The sequence below is a fragment of the Sphingobacterium siyangense genome, from assembly GCF_007830445.1.
Taxonomy (GTDB): domain Bacteria; phylum Bacteroidota; class Bacteroidia; order Sphingobacteriales; family Sphingobacteriaceae; genus Sphingobacterium; species Sphingobacterium siyangense.
In genome coordinates this window covers 20,295-39,802 of record NZ_VLKR01000025.1, presented here as the reverse complement: position 1 = coordinate 39,802, position 19,508 = coordinate 20,295, and the positions used below count along the sequence as shown (strand labels likewise).

The following is a 19,508-nucleotide window of genomic DNA, read 5'->3' as shown; positions in this document are numbered from 1 at the left end:
GCGGAAGGGTAGAAGAACATTAGGGAAATGAAGAAAGTGCTAATTTTGATGGGTGTTTTATTGATACCCATACTTTTTATTATACTGAATAATACGGGCCGGGGAACAGTCGCTAAAGATAATATTGTGTTTCGGGATAAATTATCTGATTACAATTTATTCAAGGGCAAAATTGCTGATCTTGTTCCAAATGACCAGGGGGTCTCTTATGAATTAGCTTCGGCCCTATTTACAGACTATACCGATAAAAAGCGTGTCATCTTTCTTCCTAAGGGAGGAAAAATGATCGCCACAGACGATGGTTTGCCCTGCTTCCCCGATGGTACCATCATTGCCAAAACTTTTTTTTATCCTCCGAGAGATGCGGTAGGGGACTCGAGACAGCGGCTGCTTGAAACGCGGCTTTTGATTCATAAAGACGGACAGTGGAATGCAGCTACCTATCAATGGAATGCGGCCGAAGATGAAGCTTTTCTGTTGATGGACAGTGCTTCCGTGCATGTCTCCTTTTTGGACAATAAAGGTGTTGAGCGACAAACAAATTATATTATTCCTTCCCGAAAGGATTGTATGGCATGCCATCGACAAGGAAATCATTTGCTCCCGATAGGTCCGAAGATCAGAAATCTAAACCGGATAATCGTTCACGATGGTGACAGTATCCAGCAACTGGTCCGGTTGACTCAGATGGAGGCTCTCGATCTGAAATCGTTCAAAGTTTCCAATAGTTTGCCCGGTTATGAGGATATTGGTCAATCGACTGCAAATCGTGCCCGAGCTTATCTCGAGATCAATTGCGCCCATTGTCACAACCCTAAAGGAACGGCTTATATGACCATGCTGGATCTGAGGTATGAAAGCCAGTTGAATGAAACTGGGATTTGGTTAAAACAAGCTAAGATTATTGGACGGATGTCCACATTGGGAGAGATGCATATGCCTCAAAAGGGGACTACTGTACTTCATGATGAAGGAATACTGCTGATTAAAACCTATTTAAAAACACTACAATAGAATCTTCTTGCTTATCCCTAATCGACAATCTTTTAAGCCTGCCAGCTCGCTTTTATAGCCCCGCTGCATATCCTATTTATTTCTTTCAATAAAATCTATAGAATTAGTAGATTATATTAAAATTACTTCTATATTTGTGAGAAGATAACAGGTCGTGGTTGAAAATATGTATTAATTTCAGGGCGGCGAATTAACACATTATTATGGAACATATCAATATTAGTAAAAGCACATTTTTCGTAAGTATTACTGCAAAGTCTTTGAAGGCTAAATCCCCAGATGTAAGAAAGATGCGAATGTGCCATATAGGATAATTTCCCTTATCTTTTCTCAAACTGACAGCAGGGGAGGCGCTCGCTTCCCCTCATGTCTTCAAAATAAAAACAAGTTTTCGATTGGCGTTGGCACTTGTTCGTATTCACCATTAACACTTTATCTATGAAAAATTTTAGGGTACTCCGGTATTCTACCTTGTCGCTATGTTTACTATTATCTGGCGTTGGGCATCAGGTATATGCACAAACAGATGTCAGACCGATTATCAATGCATCCTTATCGGGATATGTATATGATAGCCAGCTTAAACAACCTCTTGAAGGCGTAACCATTCAACTCGAAGCCGTAACTCATGCTGTTACGAGCGATCAAAAAGGTTTTTTTCAAATTGTAACGGGACAGAAATTACCCTTTTCGATTACACTCTCGCGCATTGGTTACAAAAAAAAGACCGTGTTAGTTTCCGAATCTCCCACGAAAATTGAATTGGATCCAGTTACACAGGACCTTGATGAGGTGGTCGTTGTTGGCTATGGAACGCAGAAAAAAATCTCGTTGACCAATTCAGTCGCCAGTATTGATGGTGATAAACTGACGAAAAGACCGGTTTCTAATACGCAGCAAGCTTTACAGGGCCTATTGCCGGGGGTAACTGTGCAAGATCTTGGTGGAAAACCAGGACAATCAGCTGCCAATATTCGAATCAGAGGACTGACTACATTTAATACCAATTCGAGCAGCACCAGTGGATATGATCTCAGCAAGAATAATGCTTTGGTCATCGTGGATGGAATTGAACAACCCTGGTCCAAGTTAAACCCCAATGATATTGCCTCAATTTCAGTCCTAAAGGATGCGGCTTCCACGGCGATATATGGATCACGCGCGACCAACGGTGTAATTATTGTAACCACCAAAAGTGCAAAATCTGGACATGTTGTGATTGATTATAATGGCTATTACGCTTTACAGAAATCAATTAATAAGCCCAAGCAGATGGATGCCGTATCCTACCTCCAATTGCAACAGGACGCCTACCGTAATGCGGGACTGGCGGTACCAGCGCGATTTAGTGACGAATCCATTACGGCCTACCAAACGGCAACTGATCGTGAAAAATATCCTTTACCGAATACATGGTTTGACACGCTGTTGAAAACAGCTCCTCAACAAGATCATGCCTTGTCATTCGCTGGTGGAAATGAGATCCTGCGCTCCAGATTGGCCGTTCGTTATAACAAGCAGGATGGTATTATTGAGCATTATGGTGCTGAATTGGCGGATATCCGGCTAAACAACGATTACAAAGCAACCTCTTGGCTTAATTTTACGGGAAGTATAAACTACCGATATAGCAAAGCCGCCGAGCCCGGACGTGATCCGATCAATAACTTTCTCCATGGCTCGATGTGGGTGGTGCCTAAATATGATGATGGTACCTACGGATTTAAGTACGCAAGGAAATAATCCTTTAATGTTGATTGAAAAAAGTGGTTTTAAAAAGGTAAATGAAAACTACCTAAGCTCCATCGTTAAAACAGACATTCAATTAGTGAAAAATTTGTTGTTTACTTCCCAATTTGGTGTTAGGGTAAACTTCAACAACAGCAAAACCTTTTTGAACGCTTTTGACAATAAAGACCGAAATACAGGGATAGTAAAGAGTTTTCCGATCAATTCGTTAACCGAAATTCGTGATAATAGCAGCGAGTATACATGGAACAACCTGTTGACCTATCAGTTGACGACCGGGCCAAATCATATCAAGGCATTAGCTGGGTATTCACAGATTCACAATTACCAAAATTATCTTACGGCCTATCGCGAACGATTCTACAACAATGACATTACCTCTATTGGACAGGGGGCTGACGACGCTACAAAAAATAATAGCGGTTATGATGTGCAGTATGGCTTGCGTTCTTTTTTTGGTCGGATAAACTACGATTGGAAGGGCAAGTACCTGCTTGAAGTGAATGGCCGCTATGATGGTTCATCCCGTTTTACGGGAGATAAACAATACGGTTTTTTCCCTTCGGCATCAGCAGGATGGCTACTATCCAAGGAAGAGTTTTGGAAACCCATAGGGAATTGGTTGAACGAATTCAAGTTGCGTGCTTCCTGGGGAAAGACGGGAAACCAATCTGTCGACTTGTATAGTTATTATTCGGCCTTAATTGCAGCAGGATATGATTTTGGGGGTAAATCTGTACAGGGTTACCGGCTGGACAGTTATGCCAATCAGCAATTGGGTTGGGAGTCTACGACACAGTATGACTTGGGTTTGGATGCCGCTTTCCTAAACAATCGCTTGACGTTTACCTTGGATTATTATAACAAGGTTACCGACGATATTTTACTGAATCTGGATATTCCCGCCGTTTTGGGATTAAAACCTTCACCCCAAAATGCTGGTACGGTACTGAATCGTGGCTGGGAATTCAGTGCAAATTATCAGCAAAGACCAAGCGCTCCTGGGGCTTTTGCGTACCAATTAAATGCAAACTTTAGTATCAACCATAATGAAGTAACAGATCTAAAAGGTACAGGACCCTATATCGCAGGGTCGGATATTGACCCAAGGTATATCATTGCCAAAGGGCTCCCGATCAATACCCTTTGGGGATATAAGACCGACGGTATCTTTCAGTCTCCGGAGGAAATTAAAGCTTATGGTGCTACGTATGCCACCAATACGAAGCCCGGAGATGTGAAATATGTGGATTTGAATGGCGACGGTATAATCAATGCAAATGACATGGCCGCCATCGGGAATTCCTTTCCCAGATATACCTTCGGAATTAATGGGAGTTTCAATTTTAAAAATTTTGATCTTGATCTCCTTTTTCAAGGGGCAGCGAAAGTTGATACGCGATTGTCCGGTGCATTGGCGGAGATGGGAAATCAGGAAGGATTTACACATGAAATATTTACGGACAATTATTGGACACCGACACATACCGATGCACGCTTTCCGCGTGTGGTCAAATATGATTTGCGCAATGTCGCAACGTCGGACCGTTTAGTGGTCAATGGTTCTTATCTGCGTTTGAAAAATATACAGTTGGGGTATACAATACCCCTAAATGCAATCGGAAAGACAGCAATCAACAAACTACGGGTATACCTATCCGCGACAAATTTATGGACAATTTCAAAATTGAACGAATGGAATTTGGATCCCGAAGCGGAATCTGGTCGAGCAGTATATTATCCGCAAACTGGACTTTATACACTGGGTGTAAATTTGACCCTGTAGGGTGATTGTTACTATACTATTTAATTGAGGACTCATGAATTTTTACAAATATCTATGTCAAAAAGGAAACTGGATTTTCAGTTTCGGACTGTTTTCGCTTATGCTGATGGGCTGTGATAAGAATCTGTTGGATGCCGTACCAACTGATCGTCTGTCGGAGAATATATTTTGGAAAAGCCAAGCCGATGCGGAGCTTGCTGTAAATGCGCTCTACAATGATCTTGATGGAGCGGAAATCTTCTATTCAGATGCATTGACGGACATAGCGCATGTCAATCAGCCTTTCGCTGTGGATGCGTATATCGAGCTTGGTACTTATGACGCTTCAAGCTCCCGATTGTACAATACCTGGAGTAGTGCCTATAAAGGAATCGGTGCGGCCAATTACTTTTTGGCGAATGTTGGTAAAATCGAGGGCAGCCGGGATGAAGCACTAATCGCCAGATTTATCGGCGAGGCTCGTGTGTTAAGAGCCTATCAATATATCAAATTGGCCTATTTATTTGGCGGGGTACCTTTGGTAAAAGCGCCGCTGACCTTGGAAGAGGGAAGGGCGGTACAACGCGCCGACCTTAAAGAAATTTACGATTTTATTGACACCGAATTGGAACTGGCTGCGGCAAGTTTGCCTGAAAGCTACTCCAGTAACGATGTGGGGCGCATAACCCGTTGGGCCGCATTGGGCCTGAAAGCACGGTCAGATTTATACGCAGGGCGATTTGAAGCAGCAGCAAAAGCCGCAAAAACGATTATCGATAGCAAACGATTCGAGCTTTACCCCCTGTATGCAAATCTCTTTACGTATGCGGCTGAAAATAACAAAGAGGTGCTGTTGGATAAGCAATTTCTGGAAAATATATACACACAAAGTGTTTTTAACCTCTTAGCCCCCTATAGCCAGCAAAATGGGCAGAGTACCTATGTGCCTACCAAAGCCTTGACAGATAGTTACGAGACTTCAAGTGGGTTGGTTATTACGGATACCAATAGTGGTTATGATCCCAAAAATCCCTCTAAAAATCGCGACCCGCGGCTTGCTTTTTCAATTTTTTTGGATGGCGATCCGCTTCCCAATGGCGCTATTTTTCATCCTGCACCCAATAGTGGGACTGCTGATGCTGTGGGGAGTACTTATATTGCTTCCACAACAGGTTTCAATATAAAGAAATATATCGATAAAAAAGATTTGGCAAACCCCTCAAAAAGTGGGTTGAATATCATGCTACTGCGTTATGCCGAAATATTATTGACCTATGCGGAAGCAAAGATTGAGCTCGGCGAAATTGATGGCAGTGTTTACGATGCCATTAACCAAATTAGAAATTCGCGCACTGATGTAAAACTTCCAATAATAAGTAATCAAGTAAATCAGGAACAACTTCGCCAGTTGGTTCGTCGCGAGCGTACGGTGGAACTGGCATTTGAGGGATTGCATCTCGCGGATATAAGACGATGGAAAACTGCTGAAAAGGTAGTTCCTGGTAAAGTGTATGGCATCACCTATCAAAATAATAACGGAGAGGCAGTTGTCGTTGAAGCAGCCTCCGAAAGCCGTGTTTTTGATGCGAAAAAGCATTATCTCTGGCCCATCCCACAACGGGAAATTAACCTCAATCCGAATCTAAAACAGAATCCAAATTGGTAAAAATTGTTATCTTGTGACACGATTCCAATTAACTCATACAAATATGATGCGATACACTAAACTTATGACCTCTATGGCTTTATTTTTACTGGTGGCTTTTGCCAATGCCCAGCAAAAAAAGCCTAATATTATCTTGATTCTGACCGATGATCTTGGTTATAGCGACATTGGTTGTTATGGAAGTCCGAATATCTCAACCCCTTTTTTGGACTCGATCGCCAGTAAGGGCGTGAGAGCAACAAACTTTATGGTTTCTACGCCCTCCTGTACACCGTCAAGAGCGTCTTTATTAACCGGAAGATATGCTTCCCGTTATAATCTTCCCGCACCGATCGGTCCAGGGTCAAATTTAGGCTTGCCTGACGATGAGGAAACGATTGCCGAATTATTAAAAAAGGTAGGCTATAGAACTGCGTTAATCGGGAAATGGCATTTAGGGGATAAACAGACTTACCATCATCCTAATCAACAAGGCTTCGATTCTTTTTATGGCATGCTGTATAGCCATGATTATCGCGATCCTTATGTAAAAACAGACTCTGTCATTAAGATCTTTAGGAATCGGAAACCTGAAGTCGTTGCGCCCGATGATTCGGACCTGAGCGCACTTTATCACAAAGAAACAGTGAAGTTCATAGAAGACCAAGATAAAGATCATCCATTCTTTTTATACTATGCGCATAATTTCCCGCATCTTCCTTTGGCATTTGCCAACAAAAAGAACCGATTTGCAGATCAGCAAAATGCAGGCCCACTTGGTGCGGTGATGCAGGAGTTAGATCATAATTTTTCGGAGCTCTGGAAAACGGTTGAACGAAAAGGCCTTGCCGATAATACCATTTTGATTTTTTCAAGTGACAATGGTCCCTGGATATCCTATCCATCGCGGATGTCTGATGATCATGCCACAAAAAATTGGCATGTGGGTACTGCTGGAGTCTTCAAAGGTTCGAAAGCCGAAACAACAGAAGGTGGTGTTCGTGTGCCTTTCATTGTTTATGGCAAAGGCTATGCACAAGAAGGAAAAGTTATTCGGCAGGCAATTAGCAACTTGGATGTATTGCCTACGATAGCCAAATGGACTGGTGCATCCTTGCCGAAGAAATCCATTGATGGCCAAGCGATCGATTCTTTGTTGAATGGGAAATCGGAAGATTTAAAAACAGCACACAGACCGATATTTTTAGTGAATTATGGACATGTTGAGGCTGTTCGGTCAGGTGACTGGAAGTATCGGCGGGTAGCAGGCGGAGTCAATCAGATTTCGGGCAAACCCTATGATGCTATTGAAGAATTACATAACATTGCCTGGGATCCGAGCGAAAGAACAAATATTTTAAAGGATTATCCAGAAAAAGCGGCGGAATTGCGCGTATTGTTTGAAAGCTTTGATGGGAATATGAAATAGGTAGGCGTAACGACAGCCTAACATAAACAAGGCGGACCTTATTTCCTAAGGTCCGCCTTGTTTTTTATACAGTTGCAATAGATTTAAAGCAATTCAAATTCTTTTTCTTTTACATTGCGACTGTTCGGACCAATATAGACTTTGAAATTCCCTGGTTCGGCAACATAATTGAGGTTGTTGTCGAAGAATTTAAGATCGTCTACTTTGATGTTAAAGTTTACGGTTTTTTGTTCTCCTTTTTTGAGGAATATTTTTTGAAACCCTTTTAATTCTTTTACGGGACGAGTGACAGAGCCAACTAAGTCCTGGATATAGAGTTGCACCGTTTCTTCCGCATCATAATTTCCGGTATTACTGATGTCGATACTTGCTTGAAGAGTACCTTTATCGTCGATTGTGTTGCGGTCAAGACGGATGTCACTATAGGTAAAAGTTGTATAACTTAATCCGTAACCAAAAGGGTAGAGCGGGGAATTGCTTACATCCAGGTAATTTGATTTGAATTTTTCAAAATCACCCGAGTTTCCATAAGGTCTGCCGGTATTTTTGTGTGCATAATAGATCGGAATCTGACCAACATTGCGTGGGAAAGTGGCCGTAATCTTTCCTGAAGGAACGACATCCCCAAATAAAACATCGGCTACTGCTTTTCCTGTTTCCGTTCCGCCAAACCAAACGTTTAATATTGCGGGTACGTGAGCATCTTCCCAGGTGAGCGTTAGCGGCCTACCTGTAAACAATACCAGTACAACTGGTTTTCCTGTTGCTAATAGTGCTTTTAACAGATTTTGTTGATTTTTCGGAATATCCAGTTCTGAGCGACTGGAGCTTTCACCTGACATTTCAGACGCTTCACCAAGTGCGGCCACAACGACGTCGGATTGTTGGGCAACTTTCAGGGCATCAGCAATGATCTCTTCTTCTTTTCGGGAATCGCGTGCGATGGTACGGCCGAACATGGTTGCGTGGTTTTGGTAAATCGGATCCTCCAACAGATTACTTCCGAGATGGGTGAGAATATTTACTTTGTTGCCTAACACGGCCTTCATTCCCTCAACTAAAGAGGCTGTTTTGTCCAATTCAGCACTGACACTCCAGGTTCCGGGCATATTTGGACCTGAATTGGCTAATGGGCCAATGACAGCAACTGTTCCTGTTTTTTTTAATGGAAGCACTTGGTTTTCGTTTTTCAACAAAACAAATGACTTTGCTGCAATTTCCCGGGCTTTGGCATGATTGGCAGCCGATCCGATCACAGTTTTTGCACGTTTTTCGTCACAATAGCGATAAGGATCGTCAAATAAGCCTAATTTATACTTTGCCTCCAAAACAAAACGGCAAGCCCTGTCAATATCTGCAATTTTGACTTTTCCAGCATCCAAAGATTTTTTTAGCGTCGTCAGAAATCCTTCACCGACCATATCCATATCAACGCCAGCATTCAGGCTTAAAGCAGAGACCTGCTGGAGATCACCAAGACCGTGTGCTGTTAATTCGTTTACAGCAGTATAATCGGTTACGACCAATCCTTTAAAGCCCCATTGCTTGCGTAAGACATCAGTCATTAACCATTTGTTTGCCGAGGCAGGGACTCCATTGATATCATTAAAAGAAGTCATAATACTTCCCGCTCCAGCATCTAATGCCGCTTTGTAAGGCGGTAAATATTCATTGTACATGCGGTGGAGGCTCATATCTGTGCTATTGTAGTCACGGCCACCTTCAGCGGCACCATATAAGGCGAAATGTTTAACACAGGCCATCATGGTGTTGTGTGCTGCCAGGTTATCCCCCTGGAAGCCATGGACGATGGCTTCGGCTACCCGAGAGCTTAGATAGGTATCTTCACCTGCACCTTCGGAAATACGACCCCAGCGTGGATCGCGCGAGATATCTACCATGGGCGAAAATGCCCAATTAATTCCATCGGCGGTCGCTTCTTCGGCTGCTATACGTGCAGATTGTTGAATCAAGTTCATGTCCCAGGTAGCGGCAAGACCTAAAGGAATTGGGAACACCGTACGATACCCGTGAATAACATCCATCCCAAAGATGATGGGTATTTTTAACCGGGATTGCTTGATCGCTATTTCCTGTGTTTTGCGGATTTTCGCTGGTGTACTCATGCTGAAAATCCCACCGATTTGACCATTTTTAATTTTCGCTTCTACTCCCGTGGATACTGTGGTTCCGGTCGTCGCTTCACCACCGGTGACCAAATTAAGTTGTCCAATCTTTTCCTCGACAGTCATCTTAGCCATAAGCTGATTAATGAACGTGTCCATTTTCTGATTGGATTGCGCTGGACTTGTATGCCAGGCGATCAATGCAAGAAGGAAAGTACCTACTACTTTTTTCATCGTATTATTTTTTTGTGCGCATGGATTTTGCTTTCCTCGCTACATGGTAAGTTTATGTAAAGCGCTCAAGATGACTCTTGACGCTCTTTTATGGAATGTCCTGTTGTTTTCGTGGAAGGAACCATTCTCAACGTGTGACGGATTGAAAATGATTCCACAGACCACTATTTTAAATAAGGACTTGTAAAACCGAGTTTCTTTAGTCCTTGTTGAATTTCTGGGGCCTGCATAAATAGCTCCCAGATTTTACCTGTTCTATAGTTTTCGATCATGACAATAATAGGCCCCTGATCGATGGCTAGATAACGTTGTGGATACCAATTTGCCGTTTCACTGTAGGCATCATAGTAGCCAAATTTACCCCAGACTTTATTGCCGAGTTGTTTGTCTAGGTATTGCGCAAACTGAATGCTTTCATGTGGGGTGTAGGGCATGGAAGACAAAGCTGCTGTAGGCGAGATCACACCAGGGTCGTTGTCTGGGTGATGTGCATCGTAGCCGTTAATGGAATAGCTGGCCGTCCAGCCCCAGCCTTTATCCGAACCGTAACCTTTATAACCTTTTGGGTTTAGATCTGCATAAGCCAAATTTATCTTAGCATGGTTGCTTGTCGCTTCCCAATAATCTGCATATTGGTCTTTTAATCCTTTGGGACTCAATCCTAAATAGGAGTAATGTTCCCAGAATAACGGACCCACTTCACCTTCTTTGGCATTGTGCTTCAGCACGAGCGGAATATCGTATTTTTTAGCGGAGCTTTTAATTGCACCAGATCTTGCCCAGCCCTCATGATACACTTGTGGTGCAATAGGGTAGGTAGGTGAGGAGGCTGCTAAAATATAGGTAATCAGACATTCATCGTATCCTCTGACGGGGTGATTTTGCTGGAAGTTAAATTTAGGACTCCAATGCCAATAAATAACATTTTGTCCATTTGTGTAATGATTCCAATTGATTTCTTTCCATAGTTTATCTGCTTTTTGGGCAACGAGTTGGGCAGAATCACCTTTGTCTTTTAGATATTCCCGAATGGCGATTAGGCCTTGGGCTAAGAATGCAGTTTCAACGATGTCACCGCCATTATCTTTTTCACTAAAGGGTTTCGCTGTACCCAGTTCTCCATCGTACCAATGTGCCCAGGCTCCTTTAAACCGTTCGATTTTGCCTAGATAATCCATGATGTGATCCAGCTTTTGAACACCTTGTTCCTGACTGATAAACCCACGTTCCATGGCGACAATCATACCCATGAGCCCGAAGCCACTACCACCTATGGTCACGACATTACGGTCATTTTGAGGGTAAACACCATCCATATGGATACGTTCCCTGGCGAGACCGGAAGTAGGTTCGGCACCTTCCCAAAAATATTGAAATGTATGTTGCTGAATAGTTGTTAATAGCGAATCTTCATTGATTTTGCTTCCATCGGTTGAATCAATCTTTGAGGGACTGTCTGGACTGCTATTAGTAGCGTTTTGGCACGAACTGCTGAGAATAAGCGCCAAAGCGATACCGCTAAGTGCTGGATATGCTATTCGTTTTCTCATGGATATGTTGTTTAATTCTTGAAAAAATGTTCAAACGACCATAGGTCGTTTGAACGGAGTTATTTACTTATATAGTTACCAACCGGTATTTTGCGGCATTTCTGGCGTTTGGATACGTTGATTCTCCGGAATTGGAAAAAGCATCATTTTATCCTGGAACGTTTTTCCATTGGCTGCCATGGCAGTTTTTCCCTGTTTTGTACGAATTAAATCAAACCAGCGGTCATGCTCAAAAGCTAATTCAAGGCGTCTTTCTTTCCAGATCAACTGGCGGAGCTGTGCTTGGTCGGTTGTCGTTACATTGGCTAATTTTACACGTGTCCGTACCATATTCAATGCGTTTAGCGCTTCGCTGCTATTGCCAACCTCATTAGCTGCTTCGGCCAGGATAAGATAAATTTCACCCAGACGGAGGTAACGTACGTTTTTATCGCCATCAGCGGCACCTCCATTTGCAGAGGAATACGCTTTTTCATTGTACATTGGATTTTCTACACCATTGTCAATAAGACGGCCATCATACAGGGTTTCGCCTCTGAAAATAATCGTGGCATCGCGACGGATATTGTCTTTTTCGGCATTGAAGGCATCCAATAAGTTTTGACTTGGGATATTAAAACCCCAGCCTAAGTTGACCGCTCCTCCACGAGGTGCCTGTACTTGACTATATTGTTGGATACCATGTGCGATAGAGGTACCCCTTGCTTGAAATTCAAATAATGATTCAGGGCCATTTTCCCCCGCTAAACGCCAAATTGTTGCGTAATCCGGTTCGAGACTGTATCCTCCAGATGTGATGACAGTTTTCGCCATATCAGCAGCTTGTTGCCATTTGCTTTGATACAAATAAACTTTTGACATTAATCCTTGTGCAGCACCTTTGGTTGCTCTACCTAAGTCTTTTGCAGCATAAGCAGATTTGACTGGAAGATTGTCTATAGCAAATTGTAAATCAGCTTCAATATAAGCGTAGACCTCCGCTGCGGGTTCTCTTTTTATTAAATCACGTTCTTGAATAGGAACATCGCCCCATCCACGCACAAGATAGAAGTAGTTCAATGCACGTAGAAAACGGGCTTCGGCAATCAATCTGTTTTTATAAGCTTCGTCTGTCAATCCAAATTTTTCCGTGTATGCAATAGCTTGCGTAGCCCGCCCAATGGATTTATACCAACGTGTCCACATGGAAAGAAAGGAACCTGTTGTTGAAGTGTAAGTCAACTCGTCTAAACTTAGTTTATCACCACCGGCATCTGTCGCTGAACTACCTTTATCCGCATTATCGGAAAGCATGTCCGTGATACCAATGTAAGAGAAAGAATAATCCCAGTCCGTAAACATTCCATATACACCATTGACAAATTGCTCGGGTGTGTAGATTTCTTCACTGTCTTCGGCTTCAACATATTCTTTAGAAGGTACATCTAAGAAGTTGTTGTCTTTGCAGCCTTGCAATGCAATGCCCCCACTAAGAAGAATTGCTATATAAAGTTTGTTAATTTTCATTGTCTTCAAAACTAAGGTGATTAAAATTGCATGTTAAGTCCAAATAAGAAATTACGTGTCGTTGGATAAGCCGAAAGCTCAATACCAGAAGTTAAATTTGGACTACCGTCGCCTGCAAGTTCAGGAGAGAAACCACTATAATTCGTAAATATAAATGGATTCTGTGCAGTAACATATAATCTTAGTTTAGATCTCGAGCTATATAAGTTGTTGAAAGTGTATCCTACGGTGATATTATTGATACGGAAATAAGCGCCCGATTCAAGGAAATAACTCGAAGCCCAATATGCTCTTTCTGCACCAGGATGCTCATTGGTTGAACCTGCGCCAGTCCAGCGATTTTCAAAAGTTGACAACGCGATATTCTCACCCGCATTGGAACGGACACTATTTAAACCATTGTAAACCTTATTGCCCGCAACACCATATCCGGAGACATTAAAATCAATAGCTTTGTAATTAACACCAACATTGATACCATATGTTGAAGTCGGTAAAAATGATCCAAAGAAAACCTTGTCGCGGGAATCGATGACACCATCTTCATTTTGATCCTTGTACTTCAGATAGCCAGGTTTTGCAGCGCCAAACGATGGGTAATTTTTTACATCTTCAGCGTCTTGAAAGACACCATTTGCTTCAAACATCCACCAGCCATAGATCGGTTGTCCGACACGGAGTTGTTTGGTAATCTCCCCATTATTTAAACTACCTCCAGTAGCACGGTCATAGGCAGGAACCACTTCTGTTACTTTGTTTTTGTTGTAGGCATAGTTGACGCCGACGGTATAACTGAATTCAGGATTAATGCTTTTGTTCCAATTTAAAGCTACTTCAACTCCTTGATTCAGTACTTTGGCACCATGCGCATAGAAATTTTTCTCTGAAGGAGAAGTGTAAGTTGGCGTTACATCAAGAATAGTATTGGTATTCAGCTTATGATAGTAGTCAATGGATCCTGAAAGCTGATTGTTTAGAAACGCAAAGTCTACGCCAGCGCCTGTTTCTCTGGTTACTTCCCAGGTTAGATTTACGGCAGGAGTACCATAAGCACTACCATACACCATATTCTGTTCAGGACCGAAAACGTAGTTATAATTTGAACTTTCTGGACTTGTTAAAATTGTGGATACATTTAACGGGATATCTTGGTTACCTAATTTACCCCAGTTTCCGCGCACTTTCAATAAATTAATCCAGCTGGCATCTTTCATAAAGCTTTCATTGGTTACCGTCCAGCCTAATCCCACCGATGGGAAGGTACCCCAGTATTTTCCTGTATTACGGAAAACACTTGATCCATCTCTACGCAATGTTGCCGTTAAATAATATTTGCTATCGTAATTGTACTGTAATCGTCCGAAATAAGAAGCTAAGGCCCTTGGAGTATAAGACGTTTGCAGCGCAACAATACCATAATTGGTTGTTCCTTTTGCAAGATTAATATTCCAGTATTGCTCTTGTTCAGGCACATTATAACCCGTTTGGCTGCTCATGCTGTTAATGTCGTATTTCTCACGTGACATCCCCACAACCGCCTCAATATGATGCTTGTCAAAATTCTTGTTGAAGGTTAAGAAATTCTCGATAGACCAACGGAATTGTTCCAGATTTTCATATTTCAGACTATTGTCTACGTAGTTAAGGGCTTTTGGATTGTTTTCCTTTAATTTGATGAAATCAGATTCATTCAATAACGTATTTGCATTTAACCATTGATCTTTTACATTATTAAAAATCCGTTGTTTCGAATAAAATTTATTCCCGCCAATACGCGAATTGATTTTCAGATAATCGGTTATTTTGAATTCTCCCTCAAAACTTCCCTGTAGGCGGAGCGTATTTGTTCTTTCATTTTGACGTAAAACCTCATACACTGGATTTCCAATGGAATTTAAGTTTCCGATGGCTTGCCCAGGAGCTGCCTCAATACCGGCAACACCAGTTGTTGTATTTACACGACCTAAACCGTAACGGCCATTATCAAACATCAGGGGAGCCAGCGGTGACTGACGATAAGCCGTGGTGAAAGCACTATAGGGCTTGGGCGTTGCGTTTGTTAATGTAAGATTTAAATTTTGACTGAACTTTAGGCGATTGTTTAAAAATTTATATACGTTGTTATTGCGTATGGTATTTCTTACAAATTTGGAGCCATCAAGAATACCATTTTCGGTATAATTGTTTGCGGATACGAAGTAATCAACTTTCTCAGTTCCGCCAGAAATATTAACGGAATTATTAAATACAGAACCTGTACGTAATAATTCGTCATACCAATCTGTATTATATTTTTGATTCTCTGCTAAACGGTACGATCCATTGGTCGAGGTTAGGTATTCATTGGCAAATGTTCTAAACTGATCAGCATTTGCCATTTTCACACGATTGAGGACATTTTTTATGCCTGCAAAGCTTTCATAATTGATGTTTGTCGTCCCCGTTTTACCTTTCTTCGTGGTCACGATAATAACACCATTTGCAGCCCGAAGACCGTAAATAGATGCAGAGGATGCATCCTTCAAAACATCCATAGATTCAATATCTGATGGGTTGATATTATTAATATCTGTTTGTGCAATTCCGTCGACAATATAGAGTGGATTCCGTCCTGATAATGCCGTTCCTAAGCCCCGGATAATTACATTAGGTGAGGAACCGGGTGCTTCATTTGCAATAATATTGATACCTGCAGCTTTACCTTGGATGGATTGCATCGCAGACATGGCAGGTTGCTTCGTGATATCGGATGATTTCAAGGAGCTGATCGATCCTGTCAGATCCGCTTTCTTTTGCGTACCGTAACCGATAACCACAACCTCTTCCAGTGCTTGGTTTTGATTTTCTAAGAATACATTGAGTTGCGTTTGATTGCCAATGTAGACGGTTTGTGTGCGATAACCCAGAAAGTTAAAGACCAATGAGTCGGTAGGAGAGGCGTTGATTTGAAATTTCCCCGTTGCGTCGGTTTTTGTAGCGACTGCTTTCCCTTTGATACTGATGGTGACGCCTGGCATGGAGATCATGCTTGAGCCATCTTTGACCACTCCTTGTATGGAAGTTTGTCCATAGGCAACAGATACGACCATGGATGTCAAAAATAATGCGGATAGATTCCTCATATCGTTAATTTTTGGTGTTTGTTTAAAATACGTTGGTTATTTCCCTGAAGCAAAGATGTTGATGTAGTACAACTTTGCCAAAATTTAACATTTTCACATCACTACTACATGAAATTTCAGCTTGCTCAGCTTACCTTTTTTTGTATTTTATGTTTTTGATAGTCAGTTTTTTAGATTGTATTTTTAAACGAAATAACACGAGCTTTAGTGTGTTTTATACACTAAAGCTCGTGTGTGGTAATGATGTAGTGTTTGTGATGGGAATTTAACGTTCCATCAGGAATTCAGAGAGGTTTTTGTCTGTGGGAATGCCTAACTTTTTACGTAATCGATAGCGTCTAATCTCGACACCGCGTGTACTAATGTTAAGCAATGAGGCAATTTCCTTACTCGACATATTGAGCCTTAAGTAGGCGCATAGTTTAAGGTCATTGGGGACAAGATCAGGAAACTCTTGTTTCAATTTCTTGAAAAAATTCTCATGTGATTCGTTAAAGCTTCTTTCAAAAATATGCCAGTCACGATCGTCATTATGGGCATCATCAATGAGCTTGTTTATTTTTTTCAATTCATCCGAACTTAGTTTGTTGCCATCAGCATCTTTAAGCTGTTTAAGCTCGTCGTGTAAATTGTTCAACATCTCATTTTTGTAAACGATATTGAGTGCCGCATTGGCCAGTTCTTTATTTTTTAATTGAAGCTGATCTTCTAATTGCTGATTTTTAAGTTTGATCCAGGCCTTCTCTTTTTGCTCTGTTTCGCGTTCCAAAGCAATCTTTTTCTCTTCCAACCATTTTCGCCGTATTTGAAACTGACGCTTGCGCTCCTGCTGAAGACTAAATATATAAGCTAAATAGATGAGCGTTATCAGCACCAGTGTATAAAATACCTTTGCCCACCAAGAAAGGTACCATGGATACCGAATAGTAAAGGAAAAAGTTTGGATTTCCGAAACCAAGCCCATATTGTCCTTCGCCCTTATTTTAATTTGAAATTTTCCATAAGGTAGATTCGTGAAATCTTGATAGGCAGTTTCACTCCATTCGGACCAATTGTCTGAGTAACCTTCGAGATAATATTGGTATTGAATCGGTGATGACGAATAATATGGACTTGAAAAGCTAATTCTCAGATTATTGTCAGATGATGATAGTTTGAACGCTGAATCTGGAATAATAACCTGTCCTGTTGTCAAGTTGATGAGTTGTGCTATTTGTGGAAGTGGCAACCTATATTTTTGTGATTTATCGGAATGACGATAGATCGCAAATCCATCATCTAAACCGATGAGATAGTATTGGTTTTCAATAGGGAGGATGTTTTCATAGTTATTCATCATTCGATCCTGTAAGGGACTGAGCAGATTGGAGTCAATATGAAGTTTGCCCTTACTGTCAAAATCTACTTTAGCAATTTTTGTCTTCTGAATAAACCAGTAGCTGTTTGTATTGATCGGTATGACCTTATTTGAATTTTTATAGGTGCCTAATGCTGTGTTTAATTCATCGGCATAGCTGAATCTTTTTACAATATTGTCGAATTGGAGAAATCCGCTGTCCGTCGCAAATACAAGATTATTTTCTAATGTGTAAATTCCCGTAAATTGCCTCTTTGAAGCGATACTGTCCTGTTTGGAGGAAAATAAAATATTTGCCTGTTGGAAATTCGCATCAAATCCGAGTAGTTGTATCTGTCCCCAATCGCCAATCCAAAAGGTATGGTTATCTTTTTGCGCCAAAAATCGAACGGGTTCTTTAACGCCCGCGAATTGCTGGACGAACTGAAGGTGTATACCATCGAAGCTAAATTTCGATAGGCCCGTATAGTTTCCTTGAAGAATATTTTTTGTTCCAAAAATAGGCTTGAATATCCAGCCGCCAGTGATCTGTGAAATCTTCTCGAGTCGCCCATTAACCAATTTGAAGGTTCCATCATTATGTCCACAGATAAGTTCATCGCCAAATATGGCTAAGGTCCATACCTGACCGTTTGAATTGGGAATCTGAGAAAAATTTAACGAATTATAATTGTTTAATCCCTTCCATTCGCTTGAGAATAATCCCTTATTGGTTCCAAGATAGATTTTCCCCTGATAGATAATCGATGTATAAACCGTACCAATTTTTCCAACAAAATCAGTATAAAATGATAAAGGGGAGTTGATTTCAATGCGGTCTATACCATTATCAAGTCCCACCCAGATATTCTTCTGATTGTCCTTCACAATACTGAGTACGGTATTGTTTTGGAGACCATTGTTTTTATTGATATGCTGAATGACCTGACCATTTTTATTGATGACAATAACACCGTTTTGGATGGTGCCAAAAGCGTATTGTCCGTCATAGAGGTATAAGCCATTGTTGATTTGTGATTGGCTCAAGAGCTGGTTTGCCGGAACAGGCCAGGGTAGGATGGAACCATCGGCTTTCATCAGGTAAAGACCGTTTCGCGAAGTGGCAATAAGCGAGGTCGTTGCGTCGAAAGGTAAGATGGCAAGTACATTTTTATCTTTCAAGACATCTTTTCCTTTTACAGGGATAAGTTTATCCTGTTTAAATTCATGCAGACCACTTGGCAGCTGTTCGAAAAATAACTTGTTATCGAGCTGATGCGGAAATAAAAAGGGTTCACCTTTGGCGGTTAGCTGCCGTATACGATTGTTTTCCCAAATATAAGATTTGGAAAATGTATGAAAAAATACCCGTTGGTCCTCAACAATGATTTTCCAGATTTCTTCGTTTGGAAAATAGGTCTTGTCCTGCACAAGTTTAGAGAGACTATGATAGGTCAAGTTTCCGAAAGGTTTGGAAGTCCAATAGCCAAATTCACCTCTTCCACCTGTATAAATTTTTCCGTCTTTACCAATCGCAACACTTCGGACTGTTGAATGATTTGGCAGCGGAAAGATACGCCAGTATTGTCCGTCAAATTGTAACAGCCCCTCGGTATTTGCACTGTAAATGCGACCATCTTTATCGACTGCCAAAGACCAGTTCTGATTTCCAGCCTTGTATTGGTCTTTTTTGTATTGTTTTACAAAAGGTGTTCCTGTAGGTATGATTGTCTGGCAATAGCCAGGGTGCATTAAAAAAAATAAAATGCTGCAAAACCAAAAGATATAGATGTTACTATATTTTTTTGTTATCATCGACTCCCTCACTTTAAACTGATTTTGGGGACAATATATCGATTTTATCGCAGAATTGATAATCTCCCTCGGCGTACGGAGTTCTGGGAGCTCCGACAGATCTCCTTCTTATTTTGGAGCTGAACCGATGGAACCATTTAATCGTGTTGAAAATCAGGAATGAAGCTATTTATTCCACCTATTTGAACAAAAAATACTCCTTTTGCTGTGAACGATT

General features: G+C 41.4%; 10 protein-coding genes. 5 read left to right on the top strand and 5 right to left on the bottom strand.

Annotated elements, in window-relative coordinates:
* Nucleotides 1-27: 27 nt before the first annotated feature.
* The 5 genes from IQ31_RS19705 to IQ31_RS19690 all read left to right on the top strand — a co-directional run bounded on the left by IQ31_RS19705 (nt 28) and on the right by IQ31_RS19690 (nt 7,602).
* Nucleotides 28-1,014: a hypothetical protein gene (locus tag IQ31_RS19705; RefSeq protein ID WP_075991875.1), complete on the top strand. Its 987-nt coding sequence runs from the start codon at nt 28-30 to the stop codon at nt 1,012-1,014.
* 438 nt (nt 1,015-1,452) lie between these two features.
* The gene (locus IQ31_RS27695) at nt 1,453-2,757 is read left to right on the top strand and encodes a TonB-dependent receptor plug domain-containing protein (protein ID WP_208734326.1); all 1,305 of its coding nucleotides are present in this window, start codon (nt 1,453-1,455) and stop codon (nt 2,755-2,757) included.
* The gene (locus IQ31_RS27690; RefSeq protein ID WP_208734325.1) at nt 2,717-4,549 is read left to right on the top strand and encodes a SusC/RagA family TonB-linked outer membrane protein; all 1,833 of its coding nucleotides are present in this window, start codon (nt 2,717-2,719) and stop codon (nt 4,547-4,549) included. The genes IQ31_RS27695 and IQ31_RS27690 overlap by 41 nt, the downstream gene beginning before the upstream one ends.
* A 34-nt stretch (nt 4,550-4,583) precedes the next feature.
* Complete coding sequence (locus IQ31_RS19695; protein WP_198386072.1) at nt 4,584-6,194, top strand: RagB/SusD family nutrient uptake outer membrane protein; 1,611 nt, start codon at nt 4,584-4,586, stop codon at nt 6,192-6,194.
* Between the two features lie 73 nt (nt 6,195-6,267).
* Nucleotides 6,268-7,602 carry a sulfatase-like hydrolase/transferase gene (locus IQ31_RS19690; RefSeq protein WP_244294543.1) on the top strand — a complete coding sequence of 445 codons (1,335 nt, stop codon included), beginning with the start codon at nt 6,268-6,270 and terminating at the stop codon, nt 7,600-7,602.
* A gap of 83 nt (nt 7,603-7,685) precedes the next feature.
* Here IQ31_RS19690 and bglX read toward each other — a convergent pair whose 3' ends face one another.
* From bglX to IQ31_RS19665, 5 genes are all read right to left on the bottom strand, one after another.
* Nucleotides 7,686-9,962, bottom strand: coding sequence for a beta-glucosidase BglX (bglX, locus tag IQ31_RS19685; protein ID WP_145329477.1), 2,277 nt, complete (start codon nt 9,960-9,962; stop codon nt 7,686-7,688).
* 164 nt (nt 9,963-10,126) lie between these two features.
* Nucleotides 10,127-11,512, bottom strand: a complete 1,386-nt coding sequence (locus IQ31_RS19680; RefSeq protein WP_075991877.1) for a glucoamylase family protein — start codon at nt 11,510-11,512, stop codon at nt 10,127-10,129.
* 75 nt (nt 11,513-11,587) lie between these two features.
* Complete coding sequence (locus IQ31_RS19675; RefSeq protein WP_088160959.1) at nt 11,588-13,018, bottom strand: RagB/SusD family nutrient uptake outer membrane protein; 1,431 nt, start codon at nt 13,016-13,018, stop codon at nt 11,588-11,590.
* A 20-nt stretch (nt 13,019-13,038) separates the two neighbouring features.
* The gene (locus tag IQ31_RS19670) at nt 13,039-16,140 is read right to left on the bottom strand and encodes a SusC/RagA family TonB-linked outer membrane protein (RefSeq protein WP_145329475.1); all 3,102 of its coding nucleotides are present in this window, start codon (nt 16,138-16,140) and stop codon (nt 13,039-13,041) included.
* Between the two features lie 265 nt (nt 16,141-16,405).
* Complete coding sequence (locus tag IQ31_RS19665) at nt 16,406-19,291, bottom strand: helix-turn-helix and ligand-binding sensor domain-containing protein (RefSeq protein ID WP_145329472.1); 2,886 nt, start codon at nt 19,289-19,291, stop codon at nt 16,406-16,408.
* Nucleotides 19,292-19,508 lie beyond the last annotated feature (217 nt).

Bases quoted from the DNA above. Each gene is read 5' to 3' on its own strand.
- IQ31_RS19705 (WP_075991875.1), top strand. From the start codon at position 28: ATGAAGAAAGTGCTAATTTTGATGGGTGTTTTATTGATACCCATACTT.
- IQ31_RS27695 (WP_208734326.1), top strand. From the start codon at position 1,453: ATGAAAAATTTTAGGGTACTCCGGTATTCTACCTTGTCGCTATGTTTA.
- IQ31_RS27690 (WP_208734325.1), top strand. From the start codon at position 2,717: ATGATGATGGTACCTACGGATTTAAGTACGCAAGGAAATAATCCTTTA.
- IQ31_RS19695 (WP_198386072.1), top strand. From the start codon at position 4,584: ATGAATTTTTACAAATATCTATGTCAAAAAGGAAACTGGATTTTCAGT.
- IQ31_RS19690 (WP_244294543.1), top strand. From the start codon at position 6,268: ATGGCTTTATTTTTACTGGTGGCTTTTGCCAATGCCCAGCAAAAAAAG.
- bglX (WP_145329477.1), bottom strand. From the start codon at position 9,962: ATGAAAAAAGTAGTAGGTACTTTCCTTCTTGCATTGATCGCCTGGCAT.
- IQ31_RS19680 (WP_075991877.1), bottom strand. From the start codon at position 11,512: ATGAGAAAACGAATAGCATATCCAGCACTTAGCGGTATCGCTTTGGCG.
- IQ31_RS19675 (WP_088160959.1), bottom strand. From the start codon at position 13,018: ATGAAAATTAACAAACTTTATATAGCAATTCTTCTTAGTGGGGGCATT.
- IQ31_RS19670 (WP_145329475.1), bottom strand. From the start codon at position 16,140: ATGAGGAATCTATCCGCATTATTTTTGACATCCATGGTCGTATCTGTT.
- IQ31_RS19665 (WP_145329472.1), bottom strand. From the start codon at position 19,291: ATGATAACAAAAAAATATAGTAACATCTATATCTTTTGGTTTTGCAGC.